Origin of the sequence: Bradyrhizobium sp. CCBAU 53340, assembly GCF_015291645.1 — a bacterium.
GTDB lineage: Bacteria > Pseudomonadota > Alphaproteobacteria > Rhizobiales > Xanthobacteraceae > Bradyrhizobium.
The window spans coordinates 4,860,798-4,880,187 of sequence record NZ_CP030055.1 but is presented as its reverse complement, the minus strand read 5'-3'; the positions used below and the strand labels follow the sequence as shown (position 1 = coordinate 4,880,187).

Below are 19,390 nucleotides of genomic sequence, written 5' to 3'. Positions count from 1 at the left end.
GGGCTGGATCCGCGTTAAGGAAAATTTTACCATTCGGGCAGTCCGTCAATCGTTCGGGGGCGCGCGGGCTCCGCCGGGCCGCGGCCTTTGCGGCGGACCGGCATGCGTTGATTTGTTGACGAGACCTAATCATTTGTACATTAGTACAAATGAGCTCAACGGACCCGAGTGTCCGCGCCGGGCGCGCCCGGTCGCGCGATCCCGCGGCCCGGATTGCCGCGCCTCTGGAGGAAACCATGCAGCCTGAACCCATCCTCGATCTTGCTCATCTCGGCCACATGGAGCTGCTGACGCCGAAGCCCGAGGAGAGCCTGAAATTTTTCGTCGACGTCATGGGCATGACGGTGAGCGGGCAGAAGGGCGAGTCGGTCTATTTGCGCGGCTGGGATGATTACGAGCGCTATTCGCTCAAGCTGACGGCGTCGAAGACGTCGGGCATGGAGCACATGGCGCTGCGCGCGCGCAGCCAGCAGGCGCTGGAGCGTCGCGTCGCCGCGCTCAAGGGTTCGGGCTTCGACATCGGCTGGATCGACGGCGACATGGGGCAGGGGCCGACGTTCCGCTGCCGCGACCCCGACGGCCACATCGTCGAGCTCTATTACGAGACCGAATGGTATCAGGCGCCGCCGGAGCTCAAGCCCGCGCTGAAGAATCAGGCGCAGCGCTTTCCGGCGCGCGGCGTCAATGTCCGCCGCCTCGACCACCTCAACTGCCTCGCCGTCGACATCAAGGCCAACCGCGAGTTTTTCGAAAACTATCTCGGCTGCCGCCTCACCGAGCAGATCGTGCTCAATGACGGAAGGGAAGCGGCGATGTGGCTGACCATGTCGAACAAGAGCTACGATTTCGCCTATTCGCTCGACCATTCCGGCACGCCCGGCCGCTTCCACCATGTCACCTACGCGCTCGACAGCCGCGAGGAGATTCTGCGCGCCGCCGATATCTTCCTGGAGAACGGCGTGCACATCGAGACCGGCCCGCACAAGCACGCGATCCAGCAGACCTTCTTCCTTTACGTCTACGAGCCCGGCGGCAATCGCGTCGAAGTCGCCAATGCCGGCGCGCGCCTCATCCTAGCGCCGGACTGGAAGCCGATCGTGTGGACCGAGGAAGAGCGCAAGAAGGGCCAGGCCTGGGGATTGAAGACGATCGAGTCCTTCCACACCCACGGCACGCCGCCGGTGGAGATGAAGCACGCTTAATGGGTTGACGCCCTTATGCGCGCGATCGTCTCGCGGACGCCGGTCCAGGCCGGCTTGTCCGGCGCGAACTGTCCGCGCAGGAAGGTGACGAGCTCCTCGACCTGCGCGTCGCTCATACTGTTCTTGAATGCGGGCATGTAGCCGAGATCGCTGGAGACTGGTTCGGTGATGCCGTGCAGGATCACCTGCACGAGATTGTCCGACGTCGCGCTATGCAGATTGCTGTTGAGCGCGAGCGAGGGCCGGCTGCCGAACAGCGGCAGGCCGCCGACCTCGTGGCAGACGGCGCAGGCGCCTTGATAGAGCCGCGCGCCGGTGGACGAGGCGACGGTGACCTGGGTTGTGCTTTCGAGCTTTGCTGCGAGTGCCGGCGCATCCGTCGCGGACTCGTTGAACGAGCCAAGATAGACCGCCATCGCTCGGATGTCCTGATCGGGCAGAGACTTGAGGTCCCTCACGATGGGCGCCATCGGTCCGGCCGCGACGCCGTGATAGCGCGAATGACCGGTGCGCAAGTAAGTGAACAGCTCGTCCTCGTTCCACGGGATCGGCGCATGCGAGAGCGAGGTCAGCGGCGGCGCTTCCCAACCTTCGGCAAAGCCGCCGGCGAGATAGGCCTGGCGCTGCTCGGCGCCGAGCGCATTGCGCGGCGAATGGCAGGCGCTGCAATGGCCGAGACTCTCGACCAGATAGGCGCCGCGATTCCACGTCTCGGATTTGGCCGGATCGGGTTTGAACTCTCTGGTGTCGTGGAACAAGGCATTCCAGCCCGCAAGCAGCGGGCGGAGATTGAAGGGGAAGGCGAGCGTGTTCGCAGGCGCTGTCGCGCGCACCGCGGGCTGCGCCATCAGATAGGCGTAGAGCGCCTGCATGTCGGCGTCGCTGGTCCTGGCAAAGTGCGTGTAGGGGAAGGCGGGATAGAGGTGCCGGCCGTCGCGATGCAGCCCCTCGCGCATCGCGCGCTCGAAGGCGGAATAGGACCACGCGCCGATACCGGTCTCGACGTCGGGCGTGATGTTGGTCGAATGGATCGTGCCGAACGGCGTCTCCAGCGCGCGGCCGCCGGCGTTGAGCACGCCACTGATGTTGGTGTGGCACTCTGCACAATTGCCAAGCGCCGCAAGCTGCTCGCCGCGCGCGATCGTTGCAGTGGAATAAACCGATGCATCGGGCCGCGCGATCGGCGCTATCGCGCGTCCAGGCAGCAGCGCCGCGCCGATGCCGATCGCGGCGGTGCAGACGGCCGCGATGGTCGCGAAGACGCCGGCGCGCCTGGCGAACGGATTTTCCCAGGTGTGAGACGGCTGCGGCGCTGCCCGCGCGGGCAGGGCTTGTGGCACCGGCGACGCTTCGCCGTGCAATCCCTTCAGGATGCGTTCCGGCGTGAACGGCGGCTCGCGAAAGCGCACGCCGGTGGCATCGAAGATCGCATTCGCAATTGCTGCCGCTGATGGCACCGAGGCGGACTCGCCGACGCCGAGCGGCGGCTGGTCCTGCCGCGGCAGCATCAACACGTCGATCTTGGGAACGTCGGGGAAGGGGATAATGGGGTAGGCGCCCCATTCCCGCGCCGCCACCGCGCCGCGCTCGAACGAAACCTCCTCCATCAGCGCGCGGCTGGTGGACTGGATGACGTTGCCCTGGATCTGGTGGCGGACACCATCCGGGTTGATCATCAATCCGGAATCCTGCCCCGCGACGACGCGCGTGACGCTGACGTCCCCGGTGGACTTGTTCACCGCGACGTCGGCGACCCAGGCCGACCACGCCGCGCCATAACCGGGAAACTTGCTGTGGACATAGAGCGCGTAGGCGAAACCGCGGCCGTGCACGATCTCGCCGTCTTTCTCCTCACGGACCGAGCGCGGCGTCCAGCCCGCGCGTTCGGCTACCGCGTTGACGAGGTCGACGGCGCGCTGGTCTTTCAAATAGCGCAGGCGATATTCGATGGGATCGACGCCGGCCTCGAATGCTGCCTCGTCGATGTAGGATTCATGCGCAAAGGTGTTCGGTAGCGCCGAGACGCCGCGGAACCAGGACGCGCGCACGATCGGCGCCATGTCGTGGGCGACGACGCGCATGTGGTCGTAGTCGTAAGGCGGAATCGCGGTGCGGTCGCCCATCTGGAGCACGGTGGGCTCGGACGGAATGCGACCGGTGAGCAGCAGCGCGAGCGTCGGCGCGGCGTTCGACGGATAGCGCGTGGCGAGATCGTAACCGGCGATGCCGCCGCTGGCGTCAAGCCCGCCATTGACGTCGATGAGCTGCGCGGTGCCCTTGGGTTCCCAGGCGTGCTCCTGCTCGCGCGTCAGCTGCACGCGCACGGGCCGGCCGACCGCGCGCGACAGCAGGAGCGCGTCCGCCGTGACGTCGTCGGCGCAGTTTCGACCGTAGCAACCGGCGGCTTCGAGGCGGATAACCTCGACCTCGCTTTCGGGACGCTCGACCAGCAACGCAAGGTCGGCGCGCAGCACGTGCGGGTTCTGTGTGCCTGACCAGACCCGGATATTGCCGTCCTGGAAGTCGGCGACCGCGCAGGACGGGCCGATCGAGGCGTGCATCTGGTACGGCCAGACGTAAGTGCGCTGCATCGGCTTGGCGGCGCCTGATATCGCCGCATCGACGTCACCCTTGTCGATCAGCGTGCGCGGCGTCGAGGGATGGGCGCGCAGCGCGGTCTCGACATCGGCGAGATCAGTCAGCTTTGGCGTCGGCTTCCAGCTGACCTTGAGCTGCTCGGCGGCGCGAATCGCATTCTCCTCGCGCTCGGCGACGACACCGACGAAATCGCCGATGCGGACGATTGCGACGAGGCCGGGGATGTCGCGCACCGAGGATTCGTCCACCGCAATCAGGCTGGTGCCGACGAACGGGCCGGCATCGACGCCGGAATAGGGCGGACGCACCACGCGGCCGTGCAGCATGCCCGGCAGGCGGATGTCGTGCACGAAGGTCAATTCGCCGGTGGCCTTGGCAGGGAGGTCGACGCGCGGCATCGATTGGCCGACGATGGCGTAATCGCCGACAGGCTTCACAGCGACGTCGTCGGCAAGTTCGAGACGAATGGTCTCGCCGCCGATCAGTTCGCCATAGCTGACGCTGCGATTATGGCTGCGAACGAGGCCGTCCTCGATTGTGAGATCGGTCTCCGGCAGCTCCAGCCGTTCGGCCGCGCGCGCGAGCAAGAACTGCCGCGCCTGGGCTGCGGCCTTGCGCAGGGGAACGGCGGTGATCTGGATGGTCTCGCTCGCAATCGTCGCGCCCTGGTTCGGCACGACAGCGGTGTCGCCGAGCACCACGACGACGCGGGCAAAGGAGACATCGAGCTCCTCGGCAACGATCTGGCCGAGCGCGGTGCGAATGCCGGTGCCGAGATCGACGTGGCCATTATAGGCGGTGACCGAGCCGTCAGCGGTGATCCGCACGAAGGTCTCGGATGTGACCTCGTCCACCGTGCGGACGACAACGAGCGAGCCCCGCTCTGTTCCGTTCGAGAGAGGGGAGACCATCAATCACCGGCCTCGGCGAGCTGGCTGGAGGCGCGCATCACGGCGCGCAGGATTTCCACATGGGTGCCGCAGCGGCAGAGATTGTAGCGCAGCGCGGCGAGCGCTTCCTGCTCTGATGGCTGCGGGTTGATCGCGAGCAGCGCTTTGGTCGTCATGATCATGCCGTTGAGGCAGTAGCCGCATTGCGCCGCCTGCTCGTCGATGAAGGCCTGCTGCACCACGTCAGGCTTGTCGCTTGTGCCGAGGCCTTCGAGCGTCACGATGTCGCGGCCGGCGCAGCCGCCGACCGGAATCACGCAGGAGCGCGCGGCTGCGCCGTCGATCAGGACAGTGCAGGTGCCGCATTCACCGAGGCCGCACCCATACTTCGGGCCGTTGAGCCCGAGATCATTGCGCAGCACATAGAGCAGCGGCGTCTGGCGCTCCGCCGTGACGTCGTGGATCCTGCCGTTCACGGTGAGGCGGATCGGTGTCTGCGTCATTCTCGTTTCCAAGCCCGCTGCCAAGCGCTCGTCAAATTCCAGATCGCTCAAAATCTACGTCGCGACGATACCGTTTGTACACAAACGTGCAAGCGGCCATGCCGCAGTGCAGCGTGGTTGCCCGCTTTGTGGACAAGGCCGGGAGGCAAATGAGGTTTTATTCGGCAGGCGCGCCTTTTCGCGCGCGGCGCCGCTTGACAGCTATCGGGACCGCGCGCAACATCGTTCGTATACGAATGATAACCGCAGTGCCTGCTGGCTTTGACATGGTGATGGAAACAACGAGCGCGGCCACCGACAAGATCCGCTGCGATGCCTGTCCGGTGATGTGCTACATCAAGCCGGGCGCGGCCGGCGCCTGCGATCGCTACGCCAACCACGACGGCAAGCTCGTCCGTGTCGATCCGCACGTCATTCTCGAGCGCACGGTGTCGCAGGGCGGCAAGCTGGTGCCGTTCAGCCGCACCGAAGACTGGGACGGCAAGCTCGTCCACGAGCCCTCGACCTTCGTGACCGCGATCGGCGCAGGGACGACCTATCCCGATTACAAGCCGGCGCCTTTCATCGTCTCCTCCGAGGTCGACGGCGTCGACATGGTGACTGTCGTCACCGAGGGCATCTTCTCCTATTGCGGCGTCAAGGTGAAGATCGACACCGACCGCTATCTCGGGCCCGAGACCGCGACCGTGCGCGCGCAGGGCGAGGCGGTCGGCCACGTCACGACAAGCGAATATGGCTCGCAGATGCTATCGCTCGGCGGTGTGCATCATCTGACCGGCGGTTCGAAGAAAGAGGGCCGTGTCACCTGCGACACGCTGATGGACCTTGCCAATTGCAAGGCGGTGGAACTGACCATCGACGGCGGCGCCAGCGTGGTGGTGCAGGCCGGCCAGCCGCCGATCGTCAACGGCGTCAAGGAAGAGCGTATGCGCGTCGGCTGCGGCTCGGCGACGATCGGCATGTTCGCCAAGCAATGGCACGGCAAGGTGGACGAGGTCGTTGTGGTCGATGACCACATCACCGGTGTGCTCAGCGAGCATCAGGCCGGCAAGCTGCTCGATATCGCCGACACCGGCATCAAGATGAAGGGCCGCCGTTCGACGCCAGGCCGCTATTTCCAGGTCGCCGATCCCGGCACGGGCTGGGGCGGCACCAATATCTCCGATCCGCTGGCGATCCTCGGTCCGTTCGACCCCAGGGAGGCCAAGCCCGGCCTCTCGATGCTGATGGTGTCCACGACAGGCGAGCATTCCTCCTACTACGTGCTCGACGAGGCCTTGAAGCCTATCGAGACCGAGATGCCCGCCGACCTGAAATTCTCGGTCGAGCGTATCCAGGAGAATTGCGAGCCCGCGCTGTGCACGGTGCTGTTCATGGCCGGTGCCGGCGGCTCGCTGCGGGCTGGCGTCACCGATAATCCGGTGCGGCTGACGCGCTCGGTGAAGGATGCGCTGACGCGTGTCACCAGCGGTGGCGCCGCGGTCTATGTCTGGCCGGGCGGCGGCATCACCTACATGGTTGATGTGACGCAGATGCCGGCGGGTGCATTCGGCTATGTGCCGACGCCGGCGCTGGTCGCGCCGATCGAATTCACGATGAAGCTGTCCGACTATGCCGCGCTTGGCGGACACATGGATTACGTAAAACCGCTGTCGGAGGTGAGGGGCGGCGATGATGTTCGTCAGCTGCCCTGGCAGAACCCGATTCCGGGACGGCGGGCATGACGAGGCTCCCGCAAATCGCATTGCTGTCTGATGGCCGGCGGCTGCATTTGCAGGATGGACCGATTGATCTGATTATTGAGGCGAGGGGGACAGGGCACGAGGTACGCGCCGCGTACGAAGCTGCGGCCCGCCGCTTCACCGGTCTGCTCGATGAACTCTGTGCAGAACTGCCGGCACTGCGGATGGGCGCGGAAAGGCAGACTTCGCTGAAGGGCGTGGTGGCGCGCCGGATGCACGCAGCCGTCGCGCCCTATGCCTCTGATGGCTTCATCACACCAATGGCCGCGGTGGCCGGCAGCGTGGCCGAGGAAATTCTCGGCGCGATGCTCGGCGCGGCGGCGCTCGACCGGGTCTACGTCAACAATGGCGGTGACATCGCGCTGCATCTCGGGCGGGGCGAGCATTTTTCGGTGGGCCTGATGGATCGGCCTGATAGCGACGGCGTGATGCGCGCCATCAGGATCGAGGCCGACGATCCGGTTCGCGGCATCGCGACCAGTGGGCGCCACGGTCGCAGCTTTTCGCTCGGCATCGCCGATGCGGTCACGGTGCTGGCGGCGACGGCCTCGCAGGCCGATGCGGCGGCGACCGTGATCGCCAATGCGGTCGATCTGCCCGGGCATCCCGCCATTGTCAGGCAACCCGCCAACGAGCTGCAGCCCGACAGCGATCTCGGCGCGCGTCTCGTTACCCGTAATGTCGGTGAATTGTCGCGAGAAGAGATCGCCACCGCGCTCGAAACTGGCGCGGAATGTGCACGTCAATTGTTCGATCGCGGATTGATCGAGGGTGCCGTGCTCAGGCTTTGTGGTGATATGCTTGTCATCGGAACCAAGGATATAGAAGAGCAACGGCCGCGCCCGCTCGTGCTGGAGAACGCGGTCGGTGCCTGAACAGGGAAGCGAAGCATGAGCGCGATCATCCGCAAGATCGTCACCGTCGTCGAAGAGACGCAGATGGAGATGGGCCGTCAGGTCTCGCCGCCGACCCGGCGCGCGGCCGCGATTGCCGTGATCGAAAATCCCTTTGCCGGAAGATACGTCGAGGATCTGTCGCCGCTGATCGCGATCGGCGAAGAGCTTGGTGATTTGCTGGCGAAGCGCGCGGTGGCGGCGCTCGGCATCGATGGCGCCAAGGCGCAGAGTTATGGCAAGGCCGCGGCCGTCGGCGAGAACGGCGAGCTCGAGCATGCCGCTGCAATCCTTCACCCCAAGATGGGCGCGCCGGTGCGCAAGGTTCTGAGCAAGGGCGCGGCGTTGATCCCGTCGTCGAAGAAGCGCAGCGGCCCCGGCACCACGCTCGACATTCCGCTTGGGCATAAGGACGCTGCCTTCGTCCGCAGTCATTTCGACGGCATGGAGGTGCAGATCAACGATGCGCCGCGCGCCAACGAGATCATGGTGGCGGTCGCCGTCACCGACAGCGGCCGTCCGCTGCCGCGCGTCGGCGGGCTGACGGTCGCCGAGATCAAGGGCGAAGACGGTTTGAAATAAGGACAGCTCGGCGAGGCGGGCACAGCTTCTCCGGCAGGATCGTGATCGAGAGATAAAGTTCAAAACTGGAGGTTGGGATGCGAGCAAGAAATACTTTCGTCGGCGCGGCCTTTGCGCTTCTGGCTGCCGGCATGGGCCATTCGGCCCTGGCGGAGGACATCAAGATCGGCGAGATCAACAGCTACTCGCTACTGCCGTCATTCACTGAACCCTACCGCAAGGGCTGGCAGCTCGCGGTCGAAGAGATCAACGCCGCAGGCGGCATCAACGGCAAGAAGCTCGTGGTCGTCTCCAAGGACGACGGCGGCAAACCGGCCGATGCGCAGACCGCGGCCAATGAGCTCGTCTCCAGCGAAGGCGTTGCGATGCTGACGGGCACGTTCCTGTCGAACATCGGCCTTGCGGTCTCCGACTTCGCCAACCAGAAGAAGGTGTTCTTCCTCGCCGCCGAGCCGCTGACGGACGCCGTGACCTGGGCGAAGGGCAACAAGTACACGTTCCGCCTGCGCCCCTCCAACTACATGCAGGCCGCGATGCTGGTGGAAGCGGCCAGCAAGCTCCCCGCAAAACGCTGGGCGACGATCGCGCCGAATTACGAATACGGCCAGTCGGCCGTCGCGGTGTTCAAGAAGCTGATGTCGGAGAAGCGCCCCGACATCCAGTGGGTCGACGAGCAGTGGCCGCCGCAGGGCAAGATCGACGCCGGTCCGGTGGTGCAGGCGGTGGCGCAGGCCAATCCGGAAGCGATCCTCAACGTCACCTTCGGTCCTGACCTCGTCAAGCTCGTGCGCGAAGGCAACACCCGTGGCCTGTTCAAGGGCCGCGAGGTCGTGTCGTTCCTGACCGGCGAGCCCGAATATCTCGATCCGCTCAAGGACGAGACGCCCGAGGGCTGGATCGTCACCGGCTATCCCTGGTACTCGATCAAGACGCCCGAGCACGACGCATTCCTGAAAGCTTACCAGGCCAAGTACAACGACTATCCGCGCCTCGGCTCGATCGTCGGCTACCAGACCATCAAGGCAGCGGCGGCGATCCTGGCCAAGGCTGGTTCGACCGACACCGACAAGCTGATCGCGGCGGCCGAAGGCATCTCGATGCCGTCGCCGTTCGGCGAGATCACCTTCCGCAAGATCGATCACCAGTCGACCCTCGGCGCCTTCGTCGGCAAGACCGCGCAGAAGGACGGCAAGGGCGTGATGGTGGATGCGTCCTACAAGAAGGGTGCGGACTATCTGCCTGGTGATGCCGAAGTCGAGAAGCTGCGGCCGAAGAATTGACGCGAAGAGAGACCGGGGCCTCGTGGTTCGAGACGCGCGGCGCTGCCGCGCTCCTCACCATGAGGGTCCCGGACCTCATCCTGAGGAGGCGCGTAAGCGCCGCCTCGAAGGATGAAGCCAAACACAAAGACTTAGTGAACCCGGACCGCCGATGGCCTTTTACGTCGTACAGTTTCTGACCGGTCTTGCCAGCGCAGCGTCGCTGTTCCTGGTGGCCTCGGGCCTGTCGATCATTTTTGGCGTGACGCGGATCGTGAATTTCGCCCATGGCGCCTTCTACATGATCGGCGCCTATATCGCCTTCACGCTGACCGAGCGCTTCTCGGGGACGTTCGGCTTCTGGGGCGGGGTGGTCGCGGCGGCGCTGGCCGTCGCGCTGATCGGCGTGCTCGTCGAGATGGTGTTGCTGCGACGCATCTATCACGCCCCCGAACTGTTCCAGCTGCTGGGCACGTTCGGCCTGACCCTGATGGTCGAAGATCTCGTGGTGCTGATCTGGGGGCCTGACGACCTCGTCGGCCGCCGCGCACCGGGCTTCAAGGGCGCAGTCGATTTCTTCGGCCAGAACATCCCGAGCTATGATCTGTTTCTGATCGTGCTCGGACCCGTCGTCCTCGGCATTCTCTGGCTGCTGTTCCAGCGCACGCGCTGGGGCGTCCTGGTGCGCGCAGCAACGCAGGACCGCGACATGGTTGCGGCGCTCGGCGTCAATCAGAAATGGCTGTTCACATCCGTGTTCGCCGTCGGCGTCTTCCTTGCCGCCCTCGGCGGAGCGCTCCAGATCCCGCGCGATGCCGTGCACCACGCCATGGATTTGCGCATCATCGTCGAAGTCTTCGTCGTCGTGGTCATCGGCGGCCTCGGCAGCATCGTGGGCGCCTTCGTCGCGGCGGTGCTGGTCTCCGAGCTCAATGCCTTCGGCATCCTGATCTTCCCGAAGATTTCCATCATTCTCGTCTTCCTGGTGATGGCGGTGGTGCTGATCGTTCGTCCCTGGGGTCTGTTCGGCAAGGCCGAGGCACCCGCGCGCAAGACCCCGGGGCTGTCAGTCAATCCCTGGCGGCCGCTGACGTCGAACGAGCGGCTGGCGTCTCTCGTCGCCCTTGGCATTGCGGCGACGCTGCCGCTGTTCGCCGGCAATTACGCACTCACCGTCGGCGCCGAAATCGCGATCTTCGTGATCTTCGCCGTCTCCTTGCACTTCCTGATGTCGGTCGGCGGGCTCGCGTCGTTCGGCCACGCCGCCTATTTCGGCCTCGGGGCCTACGGCGTTGCCTTCCTCGCCAAGATGGCGGGTCTGCCGATGATCGTCTGTCTCCTGCTCGGGCCGCTGCTCGGCTGCATGGGGGCCGCGGTGTTCGGCTTCTTCGCCGTGCAGCTTTCCGGCGTCTACTTTGCGATGCTGACGCTTGCCTTCGCGCAGATCGTCTGGTCGATCGCATTCCAGTGGGTGAGCGTCACAGGCGGCGACAACGGCATTCTCGGCGTCTGGCCTGCGAGCTGGGCGGCGAGCCCGTCGCATTTCTATTGGCTGGCACTTGGCGTTGCCGCGCTGGTGACGATTGCGCTCAGGATCGCGGTATTTTCGCCATTCGGCTACGCGCTCCGCGCCACGCGCGACTCGGTGCTGCGCAGCGAGGCGGTTGGCATCGACGCCAAGCGCATCCAGTGGACGGCGTTCGTCATCGCCGGCACGACTGCCGGCATCGGCGGCGCGCTGTTCGCTTATCTGAAAGGCAGCGTCTTTCCTGACAATCTCGGCATATCACTTTCGGTCGATGCGCTGGTGATGGTGCTGCTTGGCGGCGTCGAGACGGTGTCCGGCGGGGTGATCGGCGCGATTGTCTACAAGGCTCTGAACATCTGGCTGGTCAGCCAGACCGATCTGTCAAAACTCGTGCTGGGCGGCTTCATCGTGCTGATCGTCGTCGTCTTTCCCAAGGGCATCGTCGGCATGCTGGAGATTCTGGCGCAGCGCCGCAGGAAGTCATCACCGCCGGGATCATCCTTGCTTGCCAAGCCGGTCGAGTCTGCCGAATGAGCGTCGCACCCCCACTTCTCGCGGTCGAAGGCCTGACCAAATCCTATGGTGGCGTCCACGCCGTGCGCGGCGTCTCGTTCTCGCTGCGATCAGGCGAGATCCTGGCGCTGATCGGCCCGAACGGCGCGGGCAAGAGCACGTGCTTCGACATGCTCAACGGCCAGAACAAGCCTGATAGTGGCCATGTTCGCCTGCTCGGCGAGGAGACCACGGGCAAGAAGCCGCGCGACATCTGGCGCATGGGGGTAGGACGCACCTTCCAGATCACCGCGACCTTCGCCACCATGACGGTGCGCGAGAACGTGCAGGTCGCGCTGATCTCGCACGGTAGACAGCTGTTCAATCTCTGGGGCTCGGCGCCGAATGTTGATCGCAACGAGGCCGGACGGCTGCTCGAGCTGGTCGGCATGGGCGGCTACGCGGACCGGCCCTGCGGCGAGCTGGCCTATGGCGACCTCAAGCGACTCGAGCTTGCGGTCGCGCTCGCTAACGATCCAAAGCTCTTGCTGATGGACGAGCCGACCGCCGGCATGGCGCCGCGCGAGCGCGTCGAGCTGATGCGGCTCACGGCGCAGATCGCGAAGGAAAAATCGATTGGCGTGCTCTTCACCGAGCACGACATGGACGTGGTGTTCGAACATGCCGACCGCATCATCGTGCTCAACCGTGGCACGCTGATCGCCGAAGGTTCGCCGGCCGAAGTGCGCGCCAACCCGCAGGTGCAGGCGATCTATCTCGGCGAGGGCCTGCTGTACGAAGCCGGGCATCGCGAGGGGGCCTCGGCATGAAGCTCACCGTGCAAGACCTCAACAGCCATTACGGTCCGGCGCATATCCTGTTCGATATCGGATTCGAGGTCGGCGAGGGCGAGGTGGTGGCGCTGCTCGGGCGCAACGGCGCCGGCAAGTCGACCACGTTCCGCTCGATCGTCGGCCTCGTCGCGCAGCGCACCGGCCGCATCATGTTCGAGGGCAAGGACGTCTCGGTGAAGCCGACGCATGAGATCGTGCGTGAGGGGCTTGGCTATGTGCCGGAGGAGCGGCGCATCTTCACCGATTTGACCGTGGAGGAGAATCTCGAAGTCGGCCGGCAGCCGAAGCGGCCGAATGCTCCGCACTGGACCCGCGAAAAACTGTTCGCGCTGTTTCCCAATCTCGGAGAGATGAAGAACCGCCCGGGCGGGCGCATGAGCGGCGGCGAGCAGCAGATGCTGACGATCGCGCGTACGCTGATGGGCAATCCATCGCTGGTGCTGCTGGACGAGCCCTCGGAAGGCCTGTCGCCGAAGATCGTGGAGCAGATGGTCGATGCCATCCTGACCATGAAGAAGGAGGGCGTCAGTATCGTCGTCTCCGAACAGAATTTGCACTTTGCGCGGTTGATCTCCGATCGCGCTTACATCATCGAGCGCGGCCGCATCTGCTTTGGCGGCACAATGGCCGAGCTCGACGCGCGTCCGGATATCCGCGACGCGCATTTGTCGTTGTAGGGGGCGGGCAGGAATGGCGAGAAGCGTCACGGCGAAGAAGAGCCTCAAACAGGGCAAGCCACCTTACGTGCTCGACGAGCAGGTCGGCTTCATCCTGCGCCAGGTCTGGCAGCGCCACAGCTCGATCTTCACGCGTGACATAGGCACGAACCTCACGCCGACCCAGTGGGCGGCGCTGTCGAAGCTCGCCGAGACCGGCCCGTGCTCGCAGAACCAGCTCGGCCGACTGACGGCGATGGATGTCGCCACCATCAAGGGCGTGATCGATCGCCTCACGGCGCGCGGCCTGACCGAGACCAGCCAGGATCCCGAAGACGGACGGCGCTTGCTGGTCAGCCTGACGCGTGCCGGTCAGCAGCTTGCGGAAAAACTCGCGCCGAATGCGATGGCGATCACCCGCGAAACGCTGGCCCCGCTCGATGCGAAGGAGCGCGAGCTGTTGATGGCGCTGTTGAACAAGCTGCGGTGATATCAGCTCTCTAACCGTCACCCTGAGGTGGCCGCTTCTTCAGCGGCCCTCGAAGGGCGACGGCCCGGCCGCATCTTGGCCGATTCATCCTTCGAGGCTCGCCTTGCTGCGCAAGACGAGCACCTCAGGATGACGGGTCGAGACTTTTCCTGGTTACTTCGCCACCACTTCCGGCACTCTCCCCGCCGGCGGCGTGTTGCGGCTGCGCTGAGTCCGCACGATGCCGTCGATGATGGTCATGCCGATGCCGGGGAGGTCGCCGAGCTGGACGCTCTCCAGGATGGTCTTGCCGGGCGAGTGCTGGGCCTTGTCCATGATGACGAAATCGGCGGCGCGCCCCACTTCGATCAGGCCGCAATCGAGCGCGCGCATTCGCGCGGTGTTGCCGGTGGCGAGGCAGAACGCGAGCTCGGCCGGCAGCTCGCCGATCGAAGACAGCATCGAGACCATGCGCAAAATGCCGAGCGGCTGCACGCCCGAGCCGGCCGGCCCGTCGGTGCCGAGGATGACGCGGTGCAGGTCGCCCATCTCGCGGGCGATGCGCAGCGTGTAGAGCGCCGAGCGCTCATTGCCGTTGTGAACGATCTCGAGCCCGCGCTTGCAGCCCTCGCAGATGCAGCGGATCTGGTCGTCGGGAAGTGCCGTGTGGCCGCCGTTGATATGGCCGACCACGTCGGTGTCGGCCTCCAGCACGACGTCCTTGTCGATCAGGCCGGAGCCGGGGATCGAGGGGCCGCCGGTGTGGATGGTGCTCTGGATGCCGTATTTGCGCGCCCAGCCCACCATCTTGCGCGCGGTCGGACCGTCTTTGACGCCGCCGAGGCCGACTTCGCCGAGCAGCTTGACGCCGGCGGCGGCCATCTCCTTGAAGTCCTCCTCGACCATCTCGCATTCGATCACCGGCGCGCCGGCATGAACCTTCACGCCGCCCGGACGAAGCGTCCAGAACGCGCGCTGGGCGAAGATCGCCATCGCCTTCAGCCCGACGACGTCGCGGGGCCGGCCGGGCATGTGCACTTCGCCCGCCGAGATCATGGTGGTGATGCCGCCATGGAGCGAGCTGTCGATCCAGTTGATCTGGTTCTGGCGGGGCGTCCAGTCGCCGGCGACGGGATGGACGTGGCTGTCGATCAGGCCGGGGGTCACCGTCGTGCCGTTGGCATCAACGATGGTGGTGGCGCCGTCCGTGTCGAGGTCCTTGAAGCGGCCGATGGCGATGATCTTGCCGTTCTCGGCGACGATGGTGTCGCCGTCCAGGATCGGCTTTTCCAGGGCGCCGGACAGGATCAGGCCGATATTGCGGATCACCAGCTTCGAGGGTCCGGTGGCCTGGGGTGCGTCATGCGCCATGGAAAGGGCTCCTAATTCCTAACTGCAACGCTATCGATCTTGGGCAGCCTTGACCCTGGGATCAAGCGGGATTATTCATTAGTACACGAATGATCGTGTACAAACGACGCATAGCTGCCCGCCTCGGAACCGCATTGGAAGCGACAGGGAAGGTGAGATGAGCAATTTCAATCAGGAAAGCGTTTTGAGCGTCCACCACTGGACCGACACGCTGTTCTCGTTCAAGACCACCCGCAGCCCGACCTTCCGTTTCCGCAATGGTGAGTTCACCATGATCGGGCTCAAGGTGGGCGAGAAGCCACTGCTGCGGGCCTATAGTGTCGCCAGCGCCAATTACGAGGACACCCTCGAGTTCTTCTCGATCAAGGTGCCGGATGGTCCGCTGACGTCGCGGCTTCAGCATCTGAAGCAAGGCGACGAGATCATCGTCAGCCGCAAGGCCACCGGAACGCTCGTCATCGACAATCTGGAAGCGGGCCGCAACCTCTACCTCATCGGCACCGGCACGGGCCTTGCGCCGTTCCTGAGCGTGATCAAGGATCCCGAGACCTATGAGCGGTTCGAGAAGGTCGTGCTGCTGCACGGCTGCCGTCACGTCAAGGAACTCGCCTATGGCGAGATGATCACCGAGCATTTGCCGAAGGACGAGATGCTCGGCGAGTACATCCAGAACCAGCTGATCTACTATCCGACCGTGACGCGCGATCCGTTCCGCAACCGCGGCCGCATCACCGACCTCATCACGTCAGGCAAGCTGTTCACCGATATCGGTCTGCCGACGCTGGAGGCCGCCCACGACCGCGTCATGATCTGCGGCAGCCCGGCACTGGTCGCCGACACCCGTGTGCTCCTCGGCGAGCGCGGTTTCGTCGAAGGCAATCATGGCGAGCCGGCCCAGTTCGTGGTCGAAAAGGCCTTTGCCGAGCGCTGAGCCGGCAAGACCTGCACAATATCTCCGTATTTTCGCCGCCCGGCGGGCGTTGCGGCGCCGATTCGGCGCTTGATACACTGTGGGACCGAATCAGCGGAGTTCCCACATGGTTGCGGACAGCGACAGCAACATCGCCTGGCACCGGGTTCAGTTGAAGAAGAACCGCGCCGAGTTGAAGGCGCTGGAGACCGCGCGCTTCACGATGGGCGAAATCGCGTCCTCCAAGCGCAACGGCCAGACCCAGAAGTCGATCGCTGATCTCAAGCGCAAGATCACGCTGTCCGAACGCGCGATTGCGGAACACGACAAGCGGACGCGCCGTCCGCTCGGCACCGACCTGCAAAGCCTCAGCAATGGCAGCTGGAGCCATTGGGACGCCTACACCAATCAGCAGCAGCGCAAGGCCGGTCCACGCACGCCGGGCCGCGGATAGGTTTTTTCGCGCGATCCCTTCACGGCGATCAGCCCGGTTCCGGCCCTTGCAGAGCCGCCGGCGCGCACCATCTGGTTGGAGCGTATCAACCACGTCGGTGATCTCATGACGCCGCGTATCGACTTCACCAGCGAGGCTTTCTTTCGTGACCCGCCGAAGCGAGTCGCGGCGCTGCGGGCGTCCGGCCCCGTGGTCGCCACGCGTTTTCCCCTGATCGGCGACGTCTGGATTACCACCACGCACGACGCGACGGCTGCGGTGTTGAAGGACAGCGCCACGTTCACCTTGCGCAAAGAGGATGGCAAGGTCGCCGGCCTGCGCTGGTGGATGCCGAAGCTCGTCAGCACCATCGCCAACAATATGCTGACCATGGATGAGCCTGACCACACCAGGCTGCGCAGCATCGTGGACGAGGCCTTTCGCCGCCGCGCGATCGTGGCGATGGAGCCGCGTATCCGCGCCATTGCGGACAGTCTGGCCGATGAGCTGTTCGCGAACGGCAGCCCCGCTGATCTCGTCGAGCGCTATGCGCGCATCCTGCCGCTGTCGGTGATCTCGGAGCTGCTAGGCCTGCCCGTGGCGGATCGCCCGCGCTTCATCGCGTGGGCCAACGCGATGTCCTCGCTGACGAATGTCGTCAGCTTCTTTCGCCTGCTGACCGCGTTCCGCAAGATGCGGAGCTATCTCGAAGGCCAACTGCAAATCGCGCGCGAGCAGGGCGGCGAAGGTCTGATTGCCGAATTGGTCCAGGTCGAACGCGAGGGCGGCGAGATCTCGCCGGACGAAATGGTCTCGATGGTATTCCTGCTGCTCGCGGCGGGCTCGGAGACCACGACGCATCTCATCAGCGGCTCGGTCTTTGAACTGCTCAGGAATCCGGGGCTGCGGGACTGGCTGGAAGAAGACTGGAGTCGTGCCGCGCTCGCCGTCGAGGAGTTCTTGCGTTTCGTCTCGCCGGTGCAGTTCTCAAAACCGCGCTATGTGCGGCGGGATGTCGAGCTCGATGGTGTCAGGCTGAAGAAGGGCGACCGCGTCATGGTCATGCTCGCCGCAGCGAACATGGATCCGGCGGTGCACGATCAACCCGAGCGGCTCGACCTCGAGCGCAAGCCCAACCGCCACATCTCCTTCGGTACGGGAATTCATTTCTGCCTCGGACATCAGCTTGCGCGGATCGAGGCGATTTGCGGGCTCCAGGCGCTGTTCACGCGTTGGCCGCGGCTTGGGCTCGCGGTCGAGGCGTCGCAGATTCACTGGCGCAAGCGGCCGGGCCTGCGCGCAATCGCAAGGCTGCCTGTTGTGGCCGATGCCGGTGAGCGGCGTCAGCCAAAGGCGGAAAAGAGCGAGCAGCTGCTCGCAAGCTGAGGAACCGTGGCGTTCCCACATGCAACCGCGAAACAAACCCGGCGGTGCTGGCGTTGGCCCATGACTGACAATGATGATGGAGCAATCCATGCCCCACGGAGGCAGGACGCATATCGGTTCAGGCGCGCATGGCAAGGGCGCAGGCAATGGAGCGATGACGGACATTCCCAAGGACAAGATCGGTGACAACATGATCCTGTCGAACCGCGACAAGGCGCAGCATTCCGACATCAGAGGCATGGACAGCAAGTTCATCCAGACCGAACAATATCAGGACCATTCCGCCAATCGGCTCATCGACGACGAGGCGGCCGAAGACTAGGCGCGCTCAGGAGCCCGTCGACTTCTTCGCGGCGACGAGGTCGCGTTCCCAGCCGAACACGGAGCGGCCGTCGAGATCAGTCGATGCGGCACGTTCACCTGCAATGAACGACTCGACCGACGGGCCGCTTGCGGTTCGTTCCAGCCGTCGCGCCTGGTCGTCGAGGCGCTTGATCGCCTGCATCTCCTCCTCGCGTCCCAGCTTTGCGTTCTGGATCGCGCCCTTCAGGACGCGGATGGTCTCGTCATAGACCTTGATCGGAACGGGGTAGGGATGCCGATCCTTGCCGCCATGGGCGAGCGAGAAACGCGCAGGGTCTTTGAAACGATAGGGGGCGCCGTGCACGACCTCGGCGACCATCGCCAGCGATCGCACGGTGCGCGCACCGACGCCGGGCGTCAGTAGCAGCTCGGGGAAATCGACCGGGCCGCGCTCGGCTGCGGCCGCCAGCGTGCCGTGCAGACGGCGTGCGAATACATCTTTCGGCCTGATGTCGTGATGCGCGGGCATGATCAGATGCGGCAGCATGGCCTGCGCCGGCTCGGGCGCACTGCCGCTGAGCCGCTCGAATTCGGCGAGGATGCGGTCAGGCCCGAGATCCGAGAGAAGTTCGAGCTGTGCGCTGCGCGAGACGTCGGCACGATGGTCGGTGAGATTGACGATCTCGCCCTGCTGCGGGCCGTCGATCGCGCTGTGAGGTGCGTCGACAAAGCTCTTCAGCGCCTCGGAGTGCCAGTGATAGCGGCGGGCTTGCCGCTTGTCGCCGTTCATGCCCTGCTGCACCACGGTCCACTTGCCGTCGGCCGTGACGAAGAAACCGTGGAGATAGAGATCAAAACCGTCCTGGACCGCAGCGCTGTCAACCTTCGCAACCAGCCGGCTGGAGCGGGTGAGCTTCGCGCCGTCGAAGCCGACGCGGTTGCCGAGCTGCAACAGCTCGTCCGGCGTCTTGCGCGAATGCTGGCCGCGACCGCCGCAGACATAGATGCCGAGCTCATCCTGGAGCGGACCGAGCCCGCGCTTCAGTGCACCGATCACTGAGGTCGTGATGCCGGAGGAGTGCCAGTCCATCCCCATCACGGCGCCGAACGACTGGAACCAGAACGGATGCGACAGGCGCTGCATGAACGCATCGCGACCATAATGCAGCACGATCGCCTGCGTGACGATCGCCCCCAGCGAGGCCATGCGGCTGGCCAGCCATGGCGGAACCCGCCCGGTGTGGAGAGGAAGATCGGCGCTGCCGGTTCGGCGAGTCATGATTGCCTCAAACTAGAGCAATCCGGGGACGGTTGCACCA

General features: G+C 64.9%; 17 protein-coding genes. 13 read left to right on the top strand and 4 right to left on the bottom strand.

Annotated elements, in window-relative coordinates:
• Window positions 1-236 precede the first annotated feature (236 nt).
• Window positions 237-1,202 (top strand): catechol 2,3-dioxygenase, encoded by a 966-nt coding sequence (locus XH89_RS23345; protein WP_194462758.1) that lies wholly within the window; start codon window positions 237-239, stop codon window positions 1,200-1,202.
• Here the strand turns inward: XH89_RS23345 and XH89_RS23340 are convergent.
• Window positions 1,199-4,711 carry a molybdopterin cofactor-binding domain-containing protein gene (locus XH89_RS23340; RefSeq protein ID WP_194468589.1) on the bottom strand — a complete coding sequence of 1,171 codons (3,513 nt, stop codon included), beginning with the start codon at window positions 4,709-4,711 and terminating at the stop codon, window positions 1,199-1,201. The genes XH89_RS23345 and XH89_RS23340 overlap by 4 nt on opposite strands.
• Window positions 4,711-5,193 (bottom strand): (2Fe-2S)-binding protein, encoded by a 483-nt coding sequence (locus XH89_RS23335; RefSeq protein WP_194462757.1) that lies wholly within the window; start codon window positions 5,191-5,193, stop codon window positions 4,711-4,713. Before XH89_RS23335 ends, XH89_RS23340 begins: the two co-directional genes overlap by 1 nt.
• 266 nt (window positions 5,194-5,459) lie before the next feature.
• Here XH89_RS23335 and XH89_RS23330 point away from each other — a divergent pair, with 266 nt between their 5' ends.
• The 8 genes from XH89_RS23330 to XH89_RS23295 all read left to right on the top strand — a co-directional run bounded on the left by XH89_RS23330 (window position 5,460) and on the right by XH89_RS23295 (window position 13,689).
• Window positions 5,460-6,917: a 6-hydroxynicotinate reductase gene (locus tag XH89_RS23330; RefSeq protein WP_194468588.1), complete on the top strand. Its 1,458-nt coding sequence runs from the start codon at window positions 5,460-5,462 to the stop codon at window positions 6,915-6,917.
• Window positions 6,914-7,810, top strand: coding sequence for a UPF0280 family protein (locus XH89_RS23325; protein ID WP_194462756.1), 897 nt, complete (start codon window positions 6,914-6,916; stop codon window positions 7,808-7,810). Before XH89_RS23330 ends, XH89_RS23325 begins: the two co-directional genes overlap by 4 nt.
• 15 nt (window positions 7,811-7,825) lie before the next feature.
• Window positions 7,826-8,410, top strand: coding sequence for an amino acid synthesis family protein (locus tag XH89_RS23320; protein ID WP_194462755.1), 585 nt, complete (start codon window positions 7,826-7,828; stop codon window positions 8,408-8,410).
• A gap of 77 nt (window positions 8,411-8,487) precedes the next feature.
• Window positions 8,488-9,690, top strand: a complete 1,203-nt coding sequence (locus tag XH89_RS23315; RefSeq protein ID WP_194462754.1) for an ABC transporter substrate-binding protein — start codon at window positions 8,488-8,490, stop codon at window positions 9,688-9,690.
• A gap of 151 nt (window positions 9,691-9,841) precedes the next feature.
• Window positions 9,842-11,731 (top strand): ABC transporter permease, encoded by a 1,890-nt coding sequence (locus XH89_RS23310; RefSeq protein WP_194462753.1) that lies wholly within the window; start codon window positions 9,842-9,844, stop codon window positions 11,729-11,731.
• Window positions 11,728-12,519: an ABC transporter ATP-binding protein gene (locus XH89_RS23305; protein WP_194462752.1), complete on the top strand. Its 792-nt coding sequence runs from the start codon at window positions 11,728-11,730 to the stop codon at window positions 12,517-12,519. The genes XH89_RS23310 and XH89_RS23305 overlap by 4 nt, the downstream gene beginning before the upstream one ends.
• Window positions 12,516-13,220, top strand: coding sequence for an ABC transporter ATP-binding protein (locus XH89_RS23300; protein ID WP_194462751.1), 705 nt, complete (start codon window positions 12,516-12,518; stop codon window positions 13,218-13,220). Before XH89_RS23305 ends, XH89_RS23300 begins: the two co-directional genes overlap by 4 nt.
• A 13-nt stretch (window positions 13,221-13,233) precedes the next feature.
• Entirely contained in the window at window positions 13,234-13,689 is a 456-nt protein-coding gene (locus XH89_RS23295) for a MarR family winged helix-turn-helix transcriptional regulator (RefSeq protein WP_194462750.1), read from the top strand.
• Between the two features lie 153 nt (window positions 13,690-13,842).
• On the opposite strand, the gene XH89_RS23290 is transcribed toward XH89_RS23295, so the two are convergent.
• Entirely contained in the window at window positions 13,843-15,039 is a 1,197-nt protein-coding gene (locus XH89_RS23290) for an amidohydrolase family protein (protein WP_194462749.1), read from the bottom strand.
• Window positions 15,040-15,196: 157 nt separating this feature from the next.
• On the opposite strand from XH89_RS23290, the gene XH89_RS23285 reads away from it, so the two are divergent.
• The 4 genes from XH89_RS23285 (at window position 15,197) to XH89_RS23270 (ending at window position 18,090) form a co-directional block, all read left to right on the top strand.
• Entirely contained in the window at window positions 15,197-15,970 is a 774-nt protein-coding gene (locus XH89_RS23285) for a ferredoxin--NADP reductase (RefSeq protein WP_194462748.1), read from the top strand.
• Window positions 15,971-16,076: 106 nt separating this feature from the next.
• Window positions 16,077-16,403 carry a hypothetical protein gene (locus tag XH89_RS23280; protein WP_194462747.1) on the top strand — a complete coding sequence of 109 codons (327 nt, stop codon included), beginning with the start codon at window positions 16,077-16,079 and terminating at the stop codon, window positions 16,401-16,403.
• Between the two features lie 105 nt (window positions 16,404-16,508).
• Complete coding sequence (locus XH89_RS23275; RefSeq protein ID WP_194462746.1) at window positions 16,509-17,768, top strand: cytochrome P450; 1,260 nt, start codon at window positions 16,509-16,511, stop codon at window positions 17,766-17,768.
• 88 nt (window positions 17,769-17,856) lie between these two features.
• A complete protein-coding gene (locus XH89_RS23270) occupies window positions 17,857-18,090 on the top strand; it encodes a hypothetical protein (protein ID WP_194462745.1) in 234 nt (77 codons plus the stop codon).
• Between the two features lie 6 nt (window positions 18,091-18,096).
• Here XH89_RS23270 and XH89_RS23265 read toward each other — a convergent pair whose 3' ends face one another.
• Entirely contained in the window at window positions 18,097-19,350 is a 1,254-nt protein-coding gene (locus XH89_RS23265) for a DUF763 domain-containing protein (protein WP_194462744.1), read from the bottom strand.
• Window positions 19,351-19,390: the final 40 nt, after the last annotated feature.

Excerpts from the sequence above, each read along its gene's own strand:
- XH89_RS23345 (WP_194462758.1), top strand. The coding sequence starts at position 237 with ATGCAGCCTGAACCCATCCTCGATCTTGCTCATCTCGGCCACATGGAG.
- XH89_RS23340 (WP_194468589.1), bottom strand. The coding sequence starts at position 4,711 with ATGGTCTCCCCTCTCTCGAACGGAACAGAGCGGGGCTCGCTCGTTGTC.
- XH89_RS23335 (WP_194462757.1), bottom strand. The coding sequence starts at position 5,193 with ATGACGCAGACACCGATCCGCCTCACCGTGAACGGCAGGATCCACGAC.
- XH89_RS23330 (WP_194468588.1), top strand. The coding sequence starts at position 5,460 with ATGGTGATGGAAACAACGAGCGCGGCCACCGACAAGATCCGCTGCGAT.
- XH89_RS23325 (WP_194462756.1), top strand. The coding sequence starts at position 6,914 with ATGACGAGGCTCCCGCAAATCGCATTGCTGTCTGATGGCCGGCGGCTG.
- XH89_RS23320 (WP_194462755.1), top strand. The coding sequence starts at position 7,826 with ATGAGCGCGATCATCCGCAAGATCGTCACCGTCGTCGAAGAGACGCAG.
- XH89_RS23315 (WP_194462754.1), top strand. The coding sequence starts at position 8,488 with ATGCGAGCAAGAAATACTTTCGTCGGCGCGGCCTTTGCGCTTCTGGCT.
- XH89_RS23310 (WP_194462753.1), top strand. The coding sequence starts at position 9,842 with ATGGCCTTTTACGTCGTACAGTTTCTGACCGGTCTTGCCAGCGCAGCG.
- XH89_RS23305 (WP_194462752.1), top strand. The coding sequence starts at position 11,728 with ATGAGCGTCGCACCCCCACTTCTCGCGGTCGAAGGCCTGACCAAATCC.
- XH89_RS23300 (WP_194462751.1), top strand. The coding sequence starts at position 12,516 with ATGAAGCTCACCGTGCAAGACCTCAACAGCCATTACGGTCCGGCGCAT.
- XH89_RS23295 (WP_194462750.1), top strand. The coding sequence starts at position 13,234 with ATGGCGAGAAGCGTCACGGCGAAGAAGAGCCTCAAACAGGGCAAGCCA.
- XH89_RS23290 (WP_194462749.1), bottom strand. The coding sequence starts at position 15,039 with ATGGCGCATGACGCACCCCAGGCCACCGGACCCTCGAAGCTGGTGATC.
- XH89_RS23285 (WP_194462748.1), top strand. The coding sequence starts at position 15,197 with ATGAGCAATTTCAATCAGGAAAGCGTTTTGAGCGTCCACCACTGGACC.
- XH89_RS23280 (WP_194462747.1), top strand. The coding sequence starts at position 16,077 with ATGGTTGCGGACAGCGACAGCAACATCGCCTGGCACCGGGTTCAGTTG.
- XH89_RS23275 (WP_194462746.1), top strand. The coding sequence starts at position 16,509 with ATGACGCCGCGTATCGACTTCACCAGCGAGGCTTTCTTTCGTGACCCG.
- XH89_RS23270 (WP_194462745.1), top strand. The coding sequence starts at position 17,857 with ATGCCCCACGGAGGCAGGACGCATATCGGTTCAGGCGCGCATGGCAAG.
- XH89_RS23265 (WP_194462744.1), bottom strand. The coding sequence starts at position 19,350 with ATGACTCGCCGAACCGGCAGCGCCGATCTTCCTCTCCACACCGGGCGG.